Raw genomic sequence first — 15,228 nt, forward strand, 5'->3', positions numbered from 1 at the left:
GCTTTGGGCTCGGTAGCCTACATCGATTGTACGATGGCGCAAACAAAATGGAGGACTCTCCGAAGAGGTCCCTTATCGTACCGTGGTGCACAACGATATGTTCCATTTGGCGATATGGGGCGGATAAGAGTCGAAGATGCATTTGATTGTCAGTTGGCTGACTGAGCACCTTGTGTCCGCAAGTTAGTTTTCCCGCATATCGAGGTATCCGGGAGGACGTGATGGAATTTGGTGTGCGGCTAGCCGTTCAGGGCGAGATGGGGGCAAAAGGACAGGGGTGGGATTATACACGCAGTATGGCGTTGGAGGCTGAAGAGCTCGGCTTCGATTCAGTATGGTTGCCTGACCATGTGATCAATGCGCACATGAATAAAGAAGTCCCTATGCTCGAAAATTGGACGGTTCTATCTGCGCTTGCAGCCCTTACGAAGAAAGTGAAATTTGGCGGCCACACGTTCAATAACTCATTTCGAAATCCCGCACTGATGGCGAAGATGGCGGCGACCTTTGATGTGATGTTCGGTGGCCGCCTTTATTACTCTCTCGGATCCGCCTGGTTTAAAGACGAGACGTTAGGGTATGGCATGCCGTGGGATGATCATGATGATCGGGTGGCGCGGCTGCGCGAGGCTCTCATCATCGCAAAACGCATGTGGACGGAATCTCGCGTCACCTACAAGGGCAAATATTACGAAGTACAGGACGCGATTCTGGAGCCGAAGCCGATTCAAAAGCCGCACGTGCCAATTTGGGTGCCGGGCGACTCTGAGGCGACACGACAGTTGATGGCTGAGCTTGGTGACTGTTGGTTCATCTATTCCAAGCCGCCGGAAGTCATTCGTGCGTGGGCGAAAGATATGGAGCGCCGCGCTGGTCGGAAGGTGCCGATCGCTGTTTCGACTGTTTGTTTGGCTGGTCTTTCTCAAAAGGAAGTCACCAAGTGGAGCGAGTTGTACGCACTGGAGCGAAAGCATCGTTTCGCGGTACCTCCAACCCCTCAGGATGTTCTGAATGAAAATCTTTGGGGGGCGACCGAGGATTGCGCGCAACGCATTCGGGAGTGGAAGGATGCCGGGGTGACTCATCTCGTTATTCAACCCATTCCTCCGTTGGAAGGCATGAGGCATTTTGCCAAAGAAATCATGCCCGCGCTGAAAGAAGTCGCCAGCGTAGATGCGTGAGCCAACTGGCGCGCGCACTCCTGCTCACGGCGAGTAATAGCCTTTTTCGAGGTCAAGCTTGCGCGCCCGTTCTCTCATTGAGGACGCAAATCCGCAATGGATGAACCGCAGTCACCCTGAGGATGGATATGAATCCAAGAACAGGAATATCCGGCGGCGCCAAATTGTTGGTGACGCGCGTTGGGATTCCAGCGCGCTCGTGGCTAACCGGCATTCTATGTGCGATGTACGCGATATTTTATCTCGATCGCGTGAACATCTCGCAGTCCGCCAGTTTCATTCAGAAGGAGTTCTCTCTATCGAACACGGAATTGGGGCTGATCTTCAGCGCATTCTCGTGGAGTTATCTGGCCGGGCAACTCTCTGGTGGGTGGCTTGCTTACCGCTTCGGAGGGCGGCGAATTCTTCTTTTTTGCGCTCTTGTTGTTGGTCTTGGGACCATCGCAAGCGGACTTGTTGGTGGATTGGTGACGCTGTTCGCGGCACGTCTGGCTGTGGGTATAGGGGAGGGGCCCGCATTTCCTTCGGCGACCCACGCGATGCGGAGCTGGTATCCGGCTAGATTATTCGGCTGGATTCAGGGCGTCACACATAGTTTTGCTCGCTTGGGCGGCGCAATCGCTCCGCCGCTGGTTGCAGCGCTGATCCTTCTGGATGGCTGGCGATTATCCTTCTACGTCTGCGGTGCAATGTCCCTCATTTGGGGGCTTATCTGGTTATTGTTCTATCGCGATAATCCTTTCGAACACCCTCTGCTTACGGCTGCGGAAGCAGACGAGTTAGAGGCACCAAAACCCACAAATCGCGATGGCAAGACACCGTTCAAGGCGCTGATACGCCGCATCTGGCCGGCAACCGTGGTCGAGTTTTGCTATGGTTGGACATTGTGGGTCTTTAGTTCCTGGTTACCCCTGTATTTCATGAACCATCATAACCAGGATCTGAAGCGCTCGGCATTGTTCTCCGGCCTGCTCATCGGCGGAGGAATGATCGGAGACACGGTCGGAGGCCTTCTCACTGATCGGTTGGCGGTAAGGACCGGCAATCGACGCCTCGCGCGATGTGGTGTGATGTTTGTCGGAATGCTGGGTGGGGGATGCTTTATGCTTCCGACACTCTTTATGACGGATCTCTACTGGGTCGTATTGTTGTTGGCTCTTTCATTCTTCTGCGTCGAACTTGTTGTTGCGCCAATGTGGGCCGTCTGCATGGACATCACGCCGCTTTATGCCGGAATAGCAACGAGCATGATGACGCTCGGCTTCGGTTTGTCCGGAATTATCTCACCGATCGTCTTCGGATGGCTCATCGATCTCACCGGCAACTGGAACATACCGTTCATTACGGCAGTGGTGATTCTGTTCGTGGGCGCCGCGCTCGTATGGCTGATCCGGCCAGACATACCTCTGGCTGTTCCGGTCACGACGGAAAACCTCCGAGACAAATTGTAACCGTTGCCCCGCAGCCAAGGTAACTCCGGAGAATCGGAGGTGCTTTGGATCTACGATCGTCGCGCTGGAGGTTTTCTAATTCTATTGTGATGTTTCACGTTGAGCATCGCTCGTGAGCGTCATAGACCTGCACCGAGTCCGGTCAAGTGACGGTGGAGGAGCGAATGGTTGAACCTCAAGACCAGCCGCAACGTGATGATCATCGCGCGATACGCAAGCAACTCGACAATGCTTTGTTGAGCACATTTTGCCGGGCGCTGGATTCGTCTTACCTGACACCGATGATTGTTCTGAGTGCAATGGCGGAAGCGCTGGGATCGGTTTATCGTCAAGTCGCTGACAGTCATCATACGGGTGAATGCCGGTGCGGCTGGGAGCCGGAGATACTGCGGGATATCGCACGTCTGCAGTCAGCGCTTGATTCGACGGCAAAGCCTGCTCCGGACGATGTGCTCTCCACGTTGCAAACCCTCGGCTGCGCGTAGGGCGCGCGCTTTTGTCCCTCGGTGGCTTACGCTGGCTGAAAAAGAAAAGGAGGCATCGCAAGATGCCTCCTCTTTGTTTCTGGGCTTTCAACTTGTGAAGAGCCAAGAGATGAGCATGCAATTCCAACGTGAAGCCCGCGTTTCCAGCGCAGGTCTTCCCGGCACAGCAGCCGTAGGATGTGACAATAGTTCGACAGGCAGGTGACGAGTAAACGGCGCTGGGCAAGCGAGCGAACGTAACGCCGCGATCACGAACCATTGACGTGGGCCCGCATTCTTTCATCGCATTGAGTGAGAATAATCTTTTCCGAAGACGTCGCTGCCCCGCATCGCACTTTCTTCGCTTGACCCTCTTGAAAGCGGAGGGCACCTCCGTATATGGCGATAGCTAGCAGATCAGGGAAGGGCCGGCTGATCGACACGCCGACCCGGCTCGGATCACAGCATTGACTGGAGCTTATATGAATTTTTCCATCAGCCTCACCATTAACGGTGTGAGGCGGGACATCGAACTGGATGACCCCCGCGTGACGCTGCTCGATCTGCTGCGCGAGCGGCTCGATCTGACGGGCACTAAGAAAGGATGCGATCGGGGGCAGTGCGGCGCCTGCACGGTCTTGGTCAATGGGCGGCGAGTCAATTCGTGCATGACGTTGGCGGTCAGCCAGGACGGTGCCGATGTGCTCACCATCGAAGGTGTCTCACGCGGCGACCAGTTGCACCCGGTGCAGGCTGCATTCATTGCGCATGACGGATTTCAGTGCGGATTTTGCACGCCGGGCCAGATCATGAGTGCGATCGGCCTGATCAAGGAAGCGCAAACCGGCGATGACCCCGAAAGAATTCGCGAAGCCATGAGCGGAAATCTCTGCCGGTGCGGCGCCTATGCCGGCATCACCGAAGCCGTGCTGGAAGCCCAGCAAAGCCTCGCTCCCTCCAGCCAGAAGCGCTCCGCATGAATGATTTCGAATACATCAGGCCCGCGACCATTGCCGATGCTGTCGCTGCCGCAAGCCAACCGGGCGCTGCTTATCTCGCCTCCGGCACCAACCTGCTCGACTTGATGAAGGGCGGCATTGCGCGCCCAAGCCGTCTGGTGGATATCACGCATCTGCCGGGGCTCGACCGCGTTGAACGCCTCGCTGACGGCGATCTCCGTATCGGTGCGCTCGTCCGCAATGCCGATCTGGCGCACGATCCCGATTTTGCCACATCCTATCCGGCCATCACTGAGGCGCTGCTGTCGGGTGCTTCGGCACAGCTTCGCAACGCCGCGACTGTCGGCGGCAATCTGTTGCAGCGGACGCGGTGCGGATATTTTTACGACGCCGCCAGTGCTTGCAACAAGCGCAATCCCGGCTCGGGCTGCGACGCGCGCGATGGCGACAATCGGCTGCACGCCGTTCTCGGCTGGAGCGAGGCCTGCATCGCGACCCACCCGTCGGATTTTTGCGTGCCACTGGTTGCACTTGATGCCGTCGTGGAGATTGAGGGCAGGAACGGTCGGCGCGAAATTGCGCTGGAGAACCTGCATCGCTTGCCCGGCGATACGCCTGAGCAGGACAATGTGCTGGAGCCCGGCGATCTGATCGTGGCGCTGCGATTGCCGGCGACGGCACGCGCTTTCGCTCCACATGCACGCTACCTGAAGGTCCGTGAACGCACCTCATTCGCTTTTGCCGTTGTGTCGGCCGCCGCGGCGCTGCGGATCGAACAGGGCAAGATCAAGGACGCGCGCCTTGCGCTTGGTGGCGTCGCCAGCAAACCATGGCGCGCTCGTGCGGCAGAAGAGAGCCTGGCAGGCGCCGAACCAACTGCCGATGCCTTCCGTCGTGCGGCCGAGGTGGCGCTCGCCGATGCCAAGCCGTCCGGCGACAATCTTTTCAAGATCGAGCTGGCACAGCGGATTCTCGTTCGCACCCTGACGCTCGCAGCAGTTGGAACGCCGGACCGTATTCCGGCGCTGCCCGCTTCTCCTTTTTCCTCGGATTCCGGAGCGCTTCATGTCGCTTGACATCAGCTTGACGCAAACGCCGGCGCACGCCCGGCATGGTTCGAACATTGGCCAGCCGCACACCCGCCGCGAGGGGGTGCTGAAGGTGAAGGGACAAGCCCGCTATGCCGCGGACAATCATCCGGCCGGCATGCTGCATGCCGTGATGGCGGTGAGCAGCATCGCGCGGGGTCGCGTAACATTCCTTGACGTGCAGGCAGCGAAAAATCATCCGGGCGTCATTGAGGTCATGACGCCCGCAAATCGGCCGCTACTCGCGGAAGATCCGGACGCCAAGGTCCACCCGTTCATGTTCCGGCTCGATCTCCTGCAGAATGACGGCGTGCGTTACGCGAACCAACCGATCGCGGTCGTGATTGCGAAAACGCTGGAAGCCGCGACGGAAGGTGCCGCGCTGCTGGCGCCTCGCTATGAAGTGCTGCCACCCCGCGTCGGCCTCGATGCCGATGAAAGCTTCGTGCCGGCGGCCGTCGGCGTCGGCAATCCGTCGGAGACTCATCTGGGTGATGTGGAAGCGGGCCTGGCCGCGGCGTCGAAACGCATCGATGCGATCTATGAGACGCCCGCGCAGTATCATAACGCCATGGAGCCGCACGCGATCGTGGCGGCATGGGATGGCGATAGTCTGTCGATTGATACGCCGAGCCAGGGTCTCGTCATGGCGCAAGGGCGGATCGCGGGATTATTCGGCATCGCGCCGGACAAGATCCACATCCGCAGTCCTTATCTCGGCGGCGGCTTCGGCTCCAAGGGACTGATCTCCGGACCGCAGATCCTCGGCATCCTCGCGGCAAAGCTGGTCGGTCAACCGGTCAAGCTCGTGCTGCGCCGTGAACATCTGTACGGTCCGATCGGCCACCGCGCACCGACCCGTCAGACACTTCGGATCGGCGTCGATGGCGATGGCCAGTTGACCGCGATCGACCATCACGCCAAGACGGTCTCGAGCACTTTCGACGATTTCTTCGAACCGGCCGCTGACGCCTCGCATACGCTGTACGCCAGTCCTGCGATCTCGACCTCGCACGAGGCTGTCCGGGTCGACACCGGCACGCCGTTGTTCATGCGTGCACCCGGCGAGGCCACCGGATCGATCGCGCTCGAAAGCGCCATCGATGAAGCGGCCTGGGCCGCGGGCATCGATCCGCTTGCCTTCCGTCTCAAGAACTACGCCGATGTCGAGCCGATTTCCGGCAAGCCGTTCTCTTCGAAGGCGCTCCGCGAATGCTACACGCAAGGCGCGGCACGCTTCGGCTGGTCGAAGCGCCCGCTTGCGCCGCGACAAATGCGCGACGATGCCGGCCTCTTGGTCGGCTGGGGCGTGGGGACCGCGACATTTCCCGCGCTGATGTTCCAAGCCGAAGCACGCGCAGTGATCCGCAGCGATGGATCGGGCGTGATGGAGACCGGCGCTCACGACATGGGGCAAGGCGCGTGGACCGCGCTCGCGCAAATCGCAGCCGATGGGCTCGGCCTTGACGAGGTCGAGTTCAGGTCCGGCACTTCGGATCTGCCGGATGCAGGTATCGCCGGCGGCTCGGCGCACACAGCGACTGCCGGCAATGCGATCCACAACGCAGGTGCCGCTGTCATTGCCAAGCTCGCCGCTCTTGCAACTGGAGATGAGCGCTCGCCATTGTTCGGCGCAGGCAATGCCGGCGCCACCGCGCGCAATGGCCGCCTTGTCCGCAACGACGATGAAAACCGCAGCGAGAGCTACGCGGATATTCTCAGCCGCGCTGGCCTCAGCGAGATCGAGGCCCGCGGCAAGGGCGCCCCCGATCCCGCCGCGCAGTCAGCCTATGCCATGCATGCGCACGGCGCCGTTTTCGCAGAGGTCAAGGTCGATCCAGATCTCGGTCAAATCCGCGTCACCCGTCTTGTCGGCGCATTCGCGGCGGGCCGCGTGATCAATCCGCGGATGGTCCGCAGCCAAATCTATGGCGGGATGATCTGGGGCGTCTCGTTCGCACTTCACGAACAGGCCATCAGCGATCACCGTTCCGGCCGCATCATCAATGCGAACCTCGCCGAGTACCACATTCCGGTAAACGCCGACGTCCCAAACCTGGAAGCGCTGATGATCGAGGAACACGATCCGCACGTGAACGCACTTGGCATCAAGGGCGTCGGTGAAATCGGTGTCACGGGCTCGGCCGGCGCGGTCGCGAATGCCGTGTGGCACGCGACCGGCGTGCGCGTGCGACGGTTTCCGATCCGGATCGACGATCTCGTGATGCCTTCGACGTAACTCATCCAATGCGGATATTCAACGATCAGGAGGCATCGCGAGATGCCTCCTTTTTGTTGGCTCTTCAGAATAGCCGGGAATGAAACGAGCAGGGCCGCTGTTTCGACAGCTCTGACTCAATACCTGAAGTTCATTCCTGCGCGAACGATGTCGTAAGCGTTGCTGAACTTGGCATTGGCGAAGCCGTTGCCGGTCGCCGGGCTCTGCACCACCAGTTTCACGTTCTGGTCGCCAAGGTCGATGTGCAGATATTCGGTCTTGATGGTGACGTTCGGGAGCACTGCGTATTCAAGGCCGGCGCCGGCCGTCCAACCCACTGAGGTCTGCGATGAGGAGCCTGCGAGACAGGTCGTGAAGCCGCTGCAGGCGATCTGTGTCGTGTTTCCGACGCTCCAGCCTGTGAGGCCGATGATGGAGATCGAGGCCTGCGATTTCGTTCCGCCATAGGCGAGGCCGGCCGTACCGAATGCGAGGAAGCGGTCGCTTATCAAGTAGCCGATCCGGCCACGCAACGTACCGAACCAGTCGAGCTGATGGGAGGAGGCGGCTGAGAGGCGGACGCCGTTTGTATCGGGCGCGTTAAAAAGTTCGCTACCTTTATTGTTCGCATATTGCAGATCTGTCTCGAAACCGGCGACCCAGTTGCGATCGAGCTGCCAGTTGTAACCGAGCTGCCCGCCGCCGGTGAAGCCGGACGCGCGTTGAGATTGCCGATAGGCCGGGTGGTTATCGAACGCGTCGTCACCTGCTTGCAACGAATTTATCGCCAGCTCATCGGTAAGTGTGGTGCCTCCGCCGTCAGGGCCATCGCCGGTAAAAGCCGTCTTGCTGTCTTGCCAGGCATAACCGGCGTTCACGCCGCCATACCATCCGGTCCAGTTATAGACAGGGACCGGTTTTGCCTTCACGAGCATGTCGGCAGCCGACGCCGGCGACAGCATCGGAGTTACAAGGACAACTCCGGCTGCGATCAATTTTCTCATATTTGAAATGTCCCAATAAGCCCGTCGCTCGTGTCCTGAATCCGAAGCTCGCTGAGAGGACTCGCCGAAAAAATGAAGCGAACTGCTGAACCACCACCCTAGGAATGACTACTGACTCGCACTCCGTGGGTCTTGGACGCGACGGTACTGGGTTGGACAGAACGATACTCCGACAGGATTCAGAGCGAATGTGTTTTCCGTGCAACAGTTGTCACAGGTTCGCACGGAGAGCGGCGTGACGAAGGCGAGCCTGAAGGTCGACGACTTTCACTTCGCGTAAGCGGAATGGCAAAAAAGAGAGGGAGGCATCGCGAGATGCCTCCTTTGCGTAATCCGAGCTTTTCGCCTGCGGAGCTTCCAGCGTTAGTGGAAGCGATAGACCAGCGAGGTGGAGATCGTTTGTACCGTCGGTTTGAACGTCACGGATTCGCCGGTCGGTGCGCCCGATGGGCCAAGCAGCGTGATGTCCTCTCGGCGATAGCTGGCGAGCCGGTATTCGGTTTTCATAAACAAGCCCGGTGCGGTGATGCCGAACATGTTCAGCGAGTTTTCAACGCCGCCGCCGATGAACCAGCCGTCATGATGCTGCTCGAGCACCTTGTAATTGCCGCCTCCAAGCAGAGCCGTTCCGTCGCCGTTGGTCAACGTCGCTTGGGTGAAGTCGGCATGGCTGTAACCGCCGTTCACATAGGTCAGCACATTGGGCGCGACCAGATAGCCCAGGCGCGCGCCGACGGCATAGTTCAGGTTGTTCTTGGTGGAGCCGGGATAGTTCTGAAACACATCGATGATGCTACCGTTGAGGTCGCCAAACTGCGCATCGGCAAGAAGGCCCACGACCCATTTCGGCGCGAATTGCCAGTCGTAGCCGCCGCCCGCGGTGCCGAACCAGCCGCGTCCGCCGGTATGGTGTTGGTTCGGGTATAACGCACCGGCCACTGTCCTTTTTCCCACATCCGCGTCCCACAGTCCGTAACCGCCGCCGCCGGAAAGATAAAAGCCGCTCCAGTTGACCGGAGGGGCGATGGGCGCTTTCGTGTAAAGCGGAGCGGTTGAATATGCGGGGCCTGAGTTGAAGCGATAGACCAGCGAGGTCGACGCGGTCTGCACGTAAGGTTTGTACGATGTCGGAAGGTTCGTGCCGAAGATTGGAGCAACGAGCGTTTGCCGCTCGTATTCGGCAAGACGGTATTCCGTCTTCATGAACCAGCCCGGTGCCGTGATGCCGAACAGGTCGAGAGAATTCTCGACGCCGCCGCCGATGAACCAGCCGTCGAGATGCAGCTTCGGTGTTGTCCCGACGAAGAAAGCTGGATTTCCGACCATGCCGACGTCATAGAGGTCGGCGCCGGTGAAATTCGCATGGGTGTAGCCGGCGTTGACGTAGGACAGCGCATTCGGTGCGATCAGATAGCCAAGGCGCGCGCCAACCGCGTAGCTGCTGGTGTTCTTCATCGTGCCGGTGGCATAGCCTCCGAACCCATCGTAAGGTTGGATAACGCCTTTAATGTCGCCAAACTGTGCGTCGGCAAATACGCCTCCAACCCATTTCGGCGCGAATTGCCAATCATAGCCGCCGCCTACCGCGCCGAAATAACCGTGGCCGCCGGTGCGGTTGGTAACAGTGGACGCAGGCGTCGAGGTGAGCTGATCGGCGCTCGACAGGCCGTAGCCACCGCCGCCGAATATATAGAAGCCGGTCCAGCTCGGATAAGCGGCAGGCGCGGGCAGCGCCTTCACGGGCATGTCGGCGGCCAGCGCTGGCGACAGCATCGTGCTTGAAATGACGGCGCCGGCTACGATCAATTTTCTCATGCTCAAAATACCCCAATTAAGTCTGTCGCAAAGCATGACTACTGAGTCGCGCCCGGAGCGTCTTGTCTGGAAAGGAACTGGTTTTGATCGAAACGGCACGACAATAAAACCGAAGGAGAATGTGTTTTTGGCGCAACGGTCTGCGCCGCGATCTTTTGAACTGTGCGGTCTTTTCCTTGACTTATTAGGCACCGTGGCCCGCTTTTGCATCACTCCGATAGAGAGGTAGGTAGATGCCAACCGCGCGGTTGCCATGATACGAATGGGAACCGTTGCGCGGGGGTATGACGGATATGCCGAAGATAGAGTTTTCATCGGATCAGCTTCCATCTCATCTGAATGACAGGGCGCGATTCCGCCTGTGGCACGAGATATGGATGGAGCAACTCGGCAACGCGGAAATGAAGCACGCCGAAGACAAGCCATTTTATACTGCGTCCAGGAACGTCCTGCTTGGCGAGCTGAGCGTCAGCCGGTTCGAGACGACGACGGGGCACTACGTGCGCACGCGCAAACACGTGGCTCACGATCGGGACGACATTCTTCTCGGTTTCTATCGCAGCCCCCAGCCGCAACTCTGGTCCGCAGGAAATCAAGGGTTCGATATGAAGCAGGGAAGTGTCTTGGCCTTCAATATCGCCCAACCGGTCACGAGCTTTACGAATGGCGTCACGAAATGGAATTTGGCATCCATTCCTCGTGCGCAAATTCTCAAACTCGTCCCGCACGCCGACGACCGTTCGGCGATGTTGCTCGATCCGGCCAATCCGGCGGTGCGGCATCTCGAGCGCACCATCAAATTCCTTCTTGATGCCGATGAAATTCACGAATCTCCGGAATTGACGCAGCACGCGACAACGATGCTTGGCGACTTGATCACGTTGGCGCTTGGCGCGCGCGGCGAGGCGGCGGAGATCGCGGCGGCGCGCGGCCTGCGCGCTGCGCGGCAGCGCGAATTGATCGCGATGATCGAAAGGCGGTTCGCTGAGCCATCCCTGTCCGTCGGTGCGCTCGCCGATCAGCTTGGGTTGTCGCCGCGTTATCTCAGCAACCTTCTTCTCGAAACTGGCACAACGTTTTCCGAGCGCATCCTCGAACTGCGTCTGCAGAAGGCGCGGGCGATGCTCTCCGACGTGCGGTATGACCTGACGAAAGTGAACGATATCGCCTTCGCATGCGGGTTCAACGCCGTGTCCTATTTCAACCGCCGCTTCCGCGTGCGCTTCGGCTGTTCGCCGACGCAGTATCGCGGTGGGTAGAACATCGTCGTCGCCCTTTATGTCCGCTGCACGCGCCGGAGCGGTTGTCGCAGGAATTGCGCGCAGGCAACACCCACCAGCGTGATGCCTCCGCCGATGAGATGATAGGAGCGGATCGGCTCGCCCAGCATCGCGACGGCGCCGAGAGCGGTCAGCAGCGGCAGCAGGTTCATGAAGATCGCGCAGCGTGTTGGACCGAGATGCTCGATGCCGCGCAACCAGAAGAAAGGAAGAACGACGGAGGCAAGCCCACCGGCGTAGGCGATCAAGGGCAGCGTTGTTGAATCGATCTGCCGCAGCGGCGCAGGCGTTGCGAGGAAGGCAGGAAACATGATCACCAGCGCGCAGAGTGCCTGCATGTAAGTGGACTGCCAACTGCTCAACGCCAGACGCCAATGTTTGACGAGAACGCTGTAGAGCGCATAGACGGCGGCGGCGATCAGCATCAGGGCGTCGCCGAGATGCACGCCTTGTCTTAGCAGGGCTGCCGGATCGCCATTGCTGACGAGATAGACAAGCCCGGCCAGCGAGAGAACTCCGCCGCCGATCATGCCAACCGTCAGCTGCTCATCGAGCACGTAAGTGCTTAACGCGATGGTGAGCAGCGGGATGAGAGCCGTGAAGATCGCCATGTTGGTGGCCGTGGTCGTCTCAGCCGCTAAATAAGAGAGGCTTTGAAACAGGCACATCGCGAGAAATCCGAGGATGCCGAGCTTGCCGAGCAGAAGCCAGATCGTCGCGCGATTACGCCAGGCCGGTGCAAGCACGAAGCAACTCATCAGCGCCACAGCAAGCACCAGCCGATAGAACGTCATCGCCTGCGGTCCGATCACGTGCGCGGAGAGCCGCGATGCGATGACGTTGCCGGCCCAGAGCACGACAGCGAGGAGAGGATAGAGGAGAGCGAGATATGACATGGGTGCGCGACCGTGGTTCGAGAAACGACGGTTGCGTAGCTTTTGCTATCATGTTTTGTCTCACGACAAATGACCATTCATTGTCGAGTTTGGGACATGAGCGCTGCGGCGACTAAATATCTTGGCTATCACTCCACGGCGCGGCCCATGGCGGCCATGGATGTCGAGTTCTCTCACGGCATCACGACGGGACTGCATTCGCATCCCCGTGCGCAATTGCTCTACGCCATCGAGGGGGTGATGGTCGTACGCGCGGAGAGCGGATATTGGGTCGTGCCGCCCAATCGGGCAGTCTGGCTCGTCGCCAATGAAGCTCACGATGTCCGAATGTGCGGGCGTGTGAAGATCCGTACGCTCTATGTCGATGCGTCAGTCTCCGATGGGCTTCCCGGCGATAGTTGCGTCATGACGGTCAGCCCGTTGCTGCGGGAGTTGCTGGTCGCAGCAGCTCGGATTCCGCGCGATTACGATCCCGCCTCACGCGATGGACGTCTGCTGCGGCTTCTGCTGGACGAGATGAAAGAGCACGAGGTCGTGCCGCTTCATTTGCCGATGCCGGACAATGCAAAGCTGCGATCAGTCTGCGAGAGGATGATGGACAATCCCGACGACACCGCGACCGCACAGGAGTGGGGCGAGCGGATCGGCGTGACGGCGAAGACATTGCAACGCATGTTCATGCGCGAGACCGGTTGTTCGTTCGCGCAGTGGCGCCGGCAGGCGCGGTTGTTTCATTCGCTGGAAATGCTGGCGCGCGGCGAGAAGATCGTCAGCGTCGCTTATGAAAGCGGCTATGCCAGCCAAAGTGCGTTCACCGCGATGTTCCGCAAGAACTTCGGCATGACGCCGTCGAGCTTCTTCGCTGCGGGGGAATGAACAAGAGATTTCGCCGTCGTAGGCGAAAGAGAGAATGAGGCATGCCCACTACAGTTGTAACAATATCGCCAGGCCAGAACATGATGCCGTAATGAGCTGTCGCGAAAAGACCTCCCTTCGTCTTTTGGGGAGAATCTCATGCTATCGGTCTATAACAGCCGCCCTTTCCTCAATGCATGGTTTGTTGCTTGTCTTCTCGCAGCATTTGCGATTGTGATCTTATGCACAGCCTCGACAGCCGCTATGGATCAAGTCGAGCGCGGCAAATATCTTGTTTCGTTCGCCGGATGTAACGACTGTCACACTCCGGGCTACCTTCTTGGTAAACCCGACATGTCTCAGTTTCTTGGAGGATCGGACGTCGGATTCGACATCCCGGGTTTGGGCACATTCGTTGGGCGCAATCTCACGCCGGACAAGGAAACCGGACTCGGCAACTGGACGACGGAACAAATCGTCACCGCCTTTCAAACTGGGGTTCGGCCTGACGGCCGTGTGCTCGCCCCGATTATGCCGTGGCGTGCTTTCGCGACTCTGACGAAGAGTGATGCGCGAGCCATCGCCAGTTATCTCAAGACTTTGCCGCCAATTCACCATCAGGTTCCGGGACCATTCGGCGTCAGCGACAAGCCGACCGTTCCGCGGATGGCGATCGTGATGCCGGATACGGCCGGCTCGCATCAATGAGGAAGCGCGCTCAAAGTCGATAACGTCCGCGTCGAACGCGCAGTCCCTCAAGATAAAAATGCGGTCCTACGAGGTGCTCGACCGATCGAGATTTGGGTCAACCTCATGCGCTGAGGTGCTGTCTTCCGGTGCCTCAGTGCGATCATGCATGCTGTAGTCGCGAATAACATGGGCAATGCGAAGCCGGTAATCATTAAATACGGACCGGCGGCTACCATCTTGCACGCGCCGATGCTCGACGACGTTGCGCCATTTCGTTACGGCTTCTTCGTCACGCCAGAACGACAGCGCGACCATCTTGCCCGGCTGACTGACGCTTTCGAACCGTTCGACCGAGATGAAGCCATCGAAATCTTCGACCAGTGGCGCCAGCCTGGCGCCGAAATCGAGATAGGTCTCTTTCTTTCCCGGCTTTGGCCAGGATTCGAAAATGACAGCAATCATCAGAAACTCGCTTTCTAAAGTTGAGTCTATCGATGAGTAGATCAGGCAGGTGACGCGCTTGCGCGTCGCGACAACCATACATCAAGTGCTTCGCGGGTGTCTGTTGTTGCGGCCATGCGTGCGAATTGCTCGCTTTCGATCGCGAGCCCCTCGGCGATTGAAACGTTCAAGCCACGCGTTACAGCTGAAATGATGCGTGCGGATGCGAGCGACGAGTGTCTGAGAATACGCTCAGCCAGGCCGATCGATTCACTCAGCAGTTGATCATGTGGCACAACGCGGTTGACCAATCCCAGCTCGTAGGCCCTGTGAGGCGAGAAGGGGTCGCCGGTCAACAAATACTCGAGCGCTCGCTTCCGCCCGGCGAGGCGCGGCAAGCGCTGGGTGCCGCCGAAGGTTGGTGGAATACCGATATTGATCTCGGGCTTGGCGAAAGTGGCGCGCTCACTGGCCACCGCAAGATGGACAGCCTCGGTGATCTCGCAGCCGCCTCCGAAGGCGATGCCGTTGACGGCTGCTATGATTGGTTTAGGGAAGGCTTCCAGCCTGGCTGTCAGTGCTTGTCCGCGTCGGACGAACACTTTGACCGCGATGTCCGGGCCCTCCTTCACACTTTCAGAAAATTCGAAGATGTCGGCGCCGGCAGAGAATGCGCGATCGCCGGTACCGGTCAGAATAACGGCGCGAAGCGATTGATCATCCTCGATGGTGTCGAGGAGTTGCATGAGCTGATCGATAAGGCCGTAGCTCAATGCGTTGAGATTCTCAGGCCTGTTGAGTGTGAGAAGTGCGATCTCGCCGCGTGTTTCCTGAAGAACCAGGTCTTCCATCGTCGATGCTCCGCCGTTTTGCGGGCATCCTAATC

At 59.0% G+C, this 15,228-nt stretch carries 14 protein-coding genes; 9 read left to right on the plus strand and 5 right to left on the minus strand.

What is annotated here, in order from left to right; genetic code table 11:
• Positions 1–221: 221 nt before the first annotated feature.
• From ACZ5C3_RS11680 to ACZ5C3_RS11705, 6 genes are all read left to right on the plus strand, one after another.
• The gene (locus ACZ5C3_RS11680; RefSeq protein ID WP_464037824.1) at positions 222–1,181 is read left to right on the plus strand and encodes an LLM class flavin-dependent oxidoreductase; all 960 of its coding nucleotides are present in this window, start codon (positions 222–224) and stop codon (positions 1,179–1,181) included.
• Positions 1,182–1,309: 128 nt separating this feature from the next.
• Entirely contained in the window at positions 1,310–2,632 is a 1,323-nt protein-coding gene (locus ACZ5C3_RS11685; protein WP_464037825.1) for an MFS transporter, read from the plus strand.
• A 164-nt stretch (positions 2,633–2,796) separates the two neighbouring features.
• Positions 2,797–3,117 carry a hypothetical protein gene (locus ACZ5C3_RS11690; RefSeq protein WP_464037826.1) on the plus strand — a complete coding sequence of 107 codons (321 nt, stop codon included), beginning with the start codon at positions 2,797–2,799 and terminating at the stop codon, positions 3,115–3,117.
• Between the two features lie 461 nt (positions 3,118–3,578).
• Entirely contained in the window at positions 3,579–4,076 is a 498-nt protein-coding gene (locus ACZ5C3_RS11695) for a (2Fe-2S)-binding protein (RefSeq protein ID WP_464037827.1), read from the plus strand.
• The gene (locus tag ACZ5C3_RS11700) at positions 4,073–5,131 is read left to right on the plus strand and encodes an FAD binding domain-containing protein (RefSeq protein ID WP_464037828.1); all 1,059 of its coding nucleotides are present in this window, start codon (positions 4,073–4,075) and stop codon (positions 5,129–5,131) included. Before ACZ5C3_RS11695 ends, ACZ5C3_RS11700 begins: the two co-directional genes overlap by 4 nt.
• Positions 5,121–7,382 (plus strand): xanthine dehydrogenase family protein molybdopterin-binding subunit, encoded by a 2,262-nt coding sequence (locus ACZ5C3_RS11705; RefSeq protein WP_464037829.1) that lies wholly within the window; start codon positions 5,121–5,123, stop codon positions 7,380–7,382. Before ACZ5C3_RS11700 ends, ACZ5C3_RS11705 begins: the two co-directional genes overlap by 11 nt.
• Positions 7,383–7,498: 116 nt before the next feature.
• On the opposite strand, the gene ACZ5C3_RS11710 is transcribed toward ACZ5C3_RS11705, so the two are convergent.
• The gene (locus ACZ5C3_RS11710) at positions 7,499–8,365 is read right to left on the minus strand and encodes an outer membrane protein (RefSeq protein ID WP_464037830.1); all 867 of its coding nucleotides are present in this window, start codon (positions 8,363–8,365) and stop codon (positions 7,499–7,501) included.
• A gap of 363 nt (positions 8,366–8,728) precedes the next feature.
• Positions 8,729–10,180 (minus strand): outer membrane protein, encoded by a 1,452-nt coding sequence (locus tag ACZ5C3_RS11715; RefSeq protein WP_464037831.1) that lies wholly within the window; start codon positions 10,178–10,180, stop codon positions 8,729–8,731.
• A 377-nt stretch (positions 10,181–10,557) separates the two neighbouring features.
• Between ACZ5C3_RS11715 and ACZ5C3_RS11720 the strand changes: the two genes are divergently transcribed.
• Positions 10,558–11,439 carry an AraC family transcriptional regulator gene (locus ACZ5C3_RS11720; RefSeq protein WP_464037832.1) on the plus strand — a complete coding sequence of 294 codons (882 nt, stop codon included), beginning with the start codon at positions 10,558–10,560 and terminating at the stop codon, positions 11,437–11,439.
• Positions 11,440–11,456: 17 nt separating this feature from the next.
• Here ACZ5C3_RS11720 and ACZ5C3_RS11725 read toward each other — a convergent pair whose 3' ends face one another.
• Positions 11,457–12,356 carry a DMT family transporter gene (locus ACZ5C3_RS11725; RefSeq protein WP_464037833.1) on the minus strand — a complete coding sequence of 300 codons (900 nt, stop codon included), beginning with the start codon at positions 12,354–12,356 and terminating at the stop codon, positions 11,457–11,459.
• A 96-nt stretch (positions 12,357–12,452) separates the two neighbouring features.
• Here ACZ5C3_RS11725 and ACZ5C3_RS11730 point away from each other — a divergent pair, with 96 nt between their 5' ends.
• Both ACZ5C3_RS11730 and ACZ5C3_RS11735 read left to right on the plus strand, forming a co-directional pair.
• Positions 12,453–13,232 carry an AraC family transcriptional regulator gene (locus tag ACZ5C3_RS11730; protein WP_464037834.1) on the plus strand — a complete coding sequence of 260 codons (780 nt, stop codon included), beginning with the start codon at positions 12,453–12,455 and terminating at the stop codon, positions 13,230–13,232.
• A gap of 243 nt (positions 13,233–13,475) precedes the next feature.
• Entirely contained in the window at positions 13,476–13,919 is a 444-nt protein-coding gene (locus ACZ5C3_RS11735) for a c-type cytochrome (protein WP_464038320.1), read from the plus strand.
• A 66-nt stretch (positions 13,920–13,985) separates the two neighbouring features.
• Here ACZ5C3_RS11735 and ACZ5C3_RS11740 read toward each other — a convergent pair whose 3' ends face one another.
• A complete protein-coding gene (locus ACZ5C3_RS11740; protein WP_464037835.1) occupies positions 13,986–14,363 on the minus strand; it encodes an antibiotic biosynthesis monooxygenase family protein in 378 nt (125 codons plus the stop codon).
• A gap of 41 nt (positions 14,364–14,404) precedes the next feature.
• Positions 14,405–15,193 (minus strand): crotonase/enoyl-CoA hydratase family protein, encoded by a 789-nt coding sequence (locus ACZ5C3_RS11745; RefSeq protein ID WP_464037836.1) that lies wholly within the window; start codon positions 15,191–15,193, stop codon positions 14,405–14,407.
• Between the last annotated feature and the right edge of the window lie 35 nt (positions 15,194–15,228).

The sequence above is a fragment of the Afipia dichlorophenoxyacetatis genome, from assembly GCF_055386385.1.

What these genes read in the sequence shown, in the direction of transcription:
- ACZ5C3_RS11680 (WP_464037824.1), top strand. Translation starts at nt 222, where the DNA reads ATGGAATTTGGTGTGCGGCTAGCCGTTCAGGGCGAGATGGGGGCAAAA.
- ACZ5C3_RS11685 (WP_464037825.1), top strand. Translation starts at nt 1,310, where the DNA reads ATGAATCCAAGAACAGGAATATCCGGCGGCGCCAAATTGTTGGTGACG.
- ACZ5C3_RS11690 (WP_464037826.1), top strand. Translation starts at nt 2,797, where the DNA reads ATGGTTGAACCTCAAGACCAGCCGCAACGTGATGATCATCGCGCGATA.
- ACZ5C3_RS11695 (WP_464037827.1), top strand. Translation starts at nt 3,579, where the DNA reads ATGAATTTTTCCATCAGCCTCACCATTAACGGTGTGAGGCGGGACATC.
- ACZ5C3_RS11700 (WP_464037828.1), top strand. Translation starts at nt 4,073, where the DNA reads ATGAATGATTTCGAATACATCAGGCCCGCGACCATTGCCGATGCTGTC.
- ACZ5C3_RS11705 (WP_464037829.1), top strand. Translation starts at nt 5,121, where the DNA reads ATGTCGCTTGACATCAGCTTGACGCAAACGCCGGCGCACGCCCGGCAT.
- ACZ5C3_RS11710 (WP_464037830.1), bottom strand. Translation starts at nt 8,365, where the DNA reads ATGAGAAAATTGATCGCAGCCGGAGTTGTCCTTGTAACTCCGATGCTG.
- ACZ5C3_RS11715 (WP_464037831.1), bottom strand. Translation starts at nt 10,180, where the DNA reads ATGAGAAAATTGATCGTAGCCGGCGCCGTCATTTCAAGCACGATGCTG.
- ACZ5C3_RS11720 (WP_464037832.1), top strand. Translation starts at nt 10,558, where the DNA reads ATGGAGCAACTCGGCAACGCGGAAATGAAGCACGCCGAAGACAAGCCA.
- ACZ5C3_RS11725 (WP_464037833.1), bottom strand. Translation starts at nt 12,356, where the DNA reads ATGTCATATCTCGCTCTCCTCTATCCTCTCCTCGCTGTCGTGCTCTGG.
- ACZ5C3_RS11730 (WP_464037834.1), top strand. Translation starts at nt 12,453, where the DNA reads ATGAGCGCTGCGGCGACTAAATATCTTGGCTATCACTCCACGGCGCGG.
- ACZ5C3_RS11735 (WP_464038320.1), top strand. Translation starts at nt 13,476, where the DNA reads ATGGATCAAGTCGAGCGCGGCAAATATCTTGTTTCGTTCGCCGGATGT.
- ACZ5C3_RS11740 (WP_464037835.1), bottom strand. Translation starts at nt 14,363, where the DNA reads ATGATTGCTGTCATTTTCGAATCCTGGCCAAAGCCGGGAAAGAAAGAG.
- ACZ5C3_RS11745 (WP_464037836.1), bottom strand. Translation starts at nt 15,193, where the DNA reads ATGGAAGACCTGGTTCTTCAGGAAACACGCGGCGAGATCGCACTTCTC.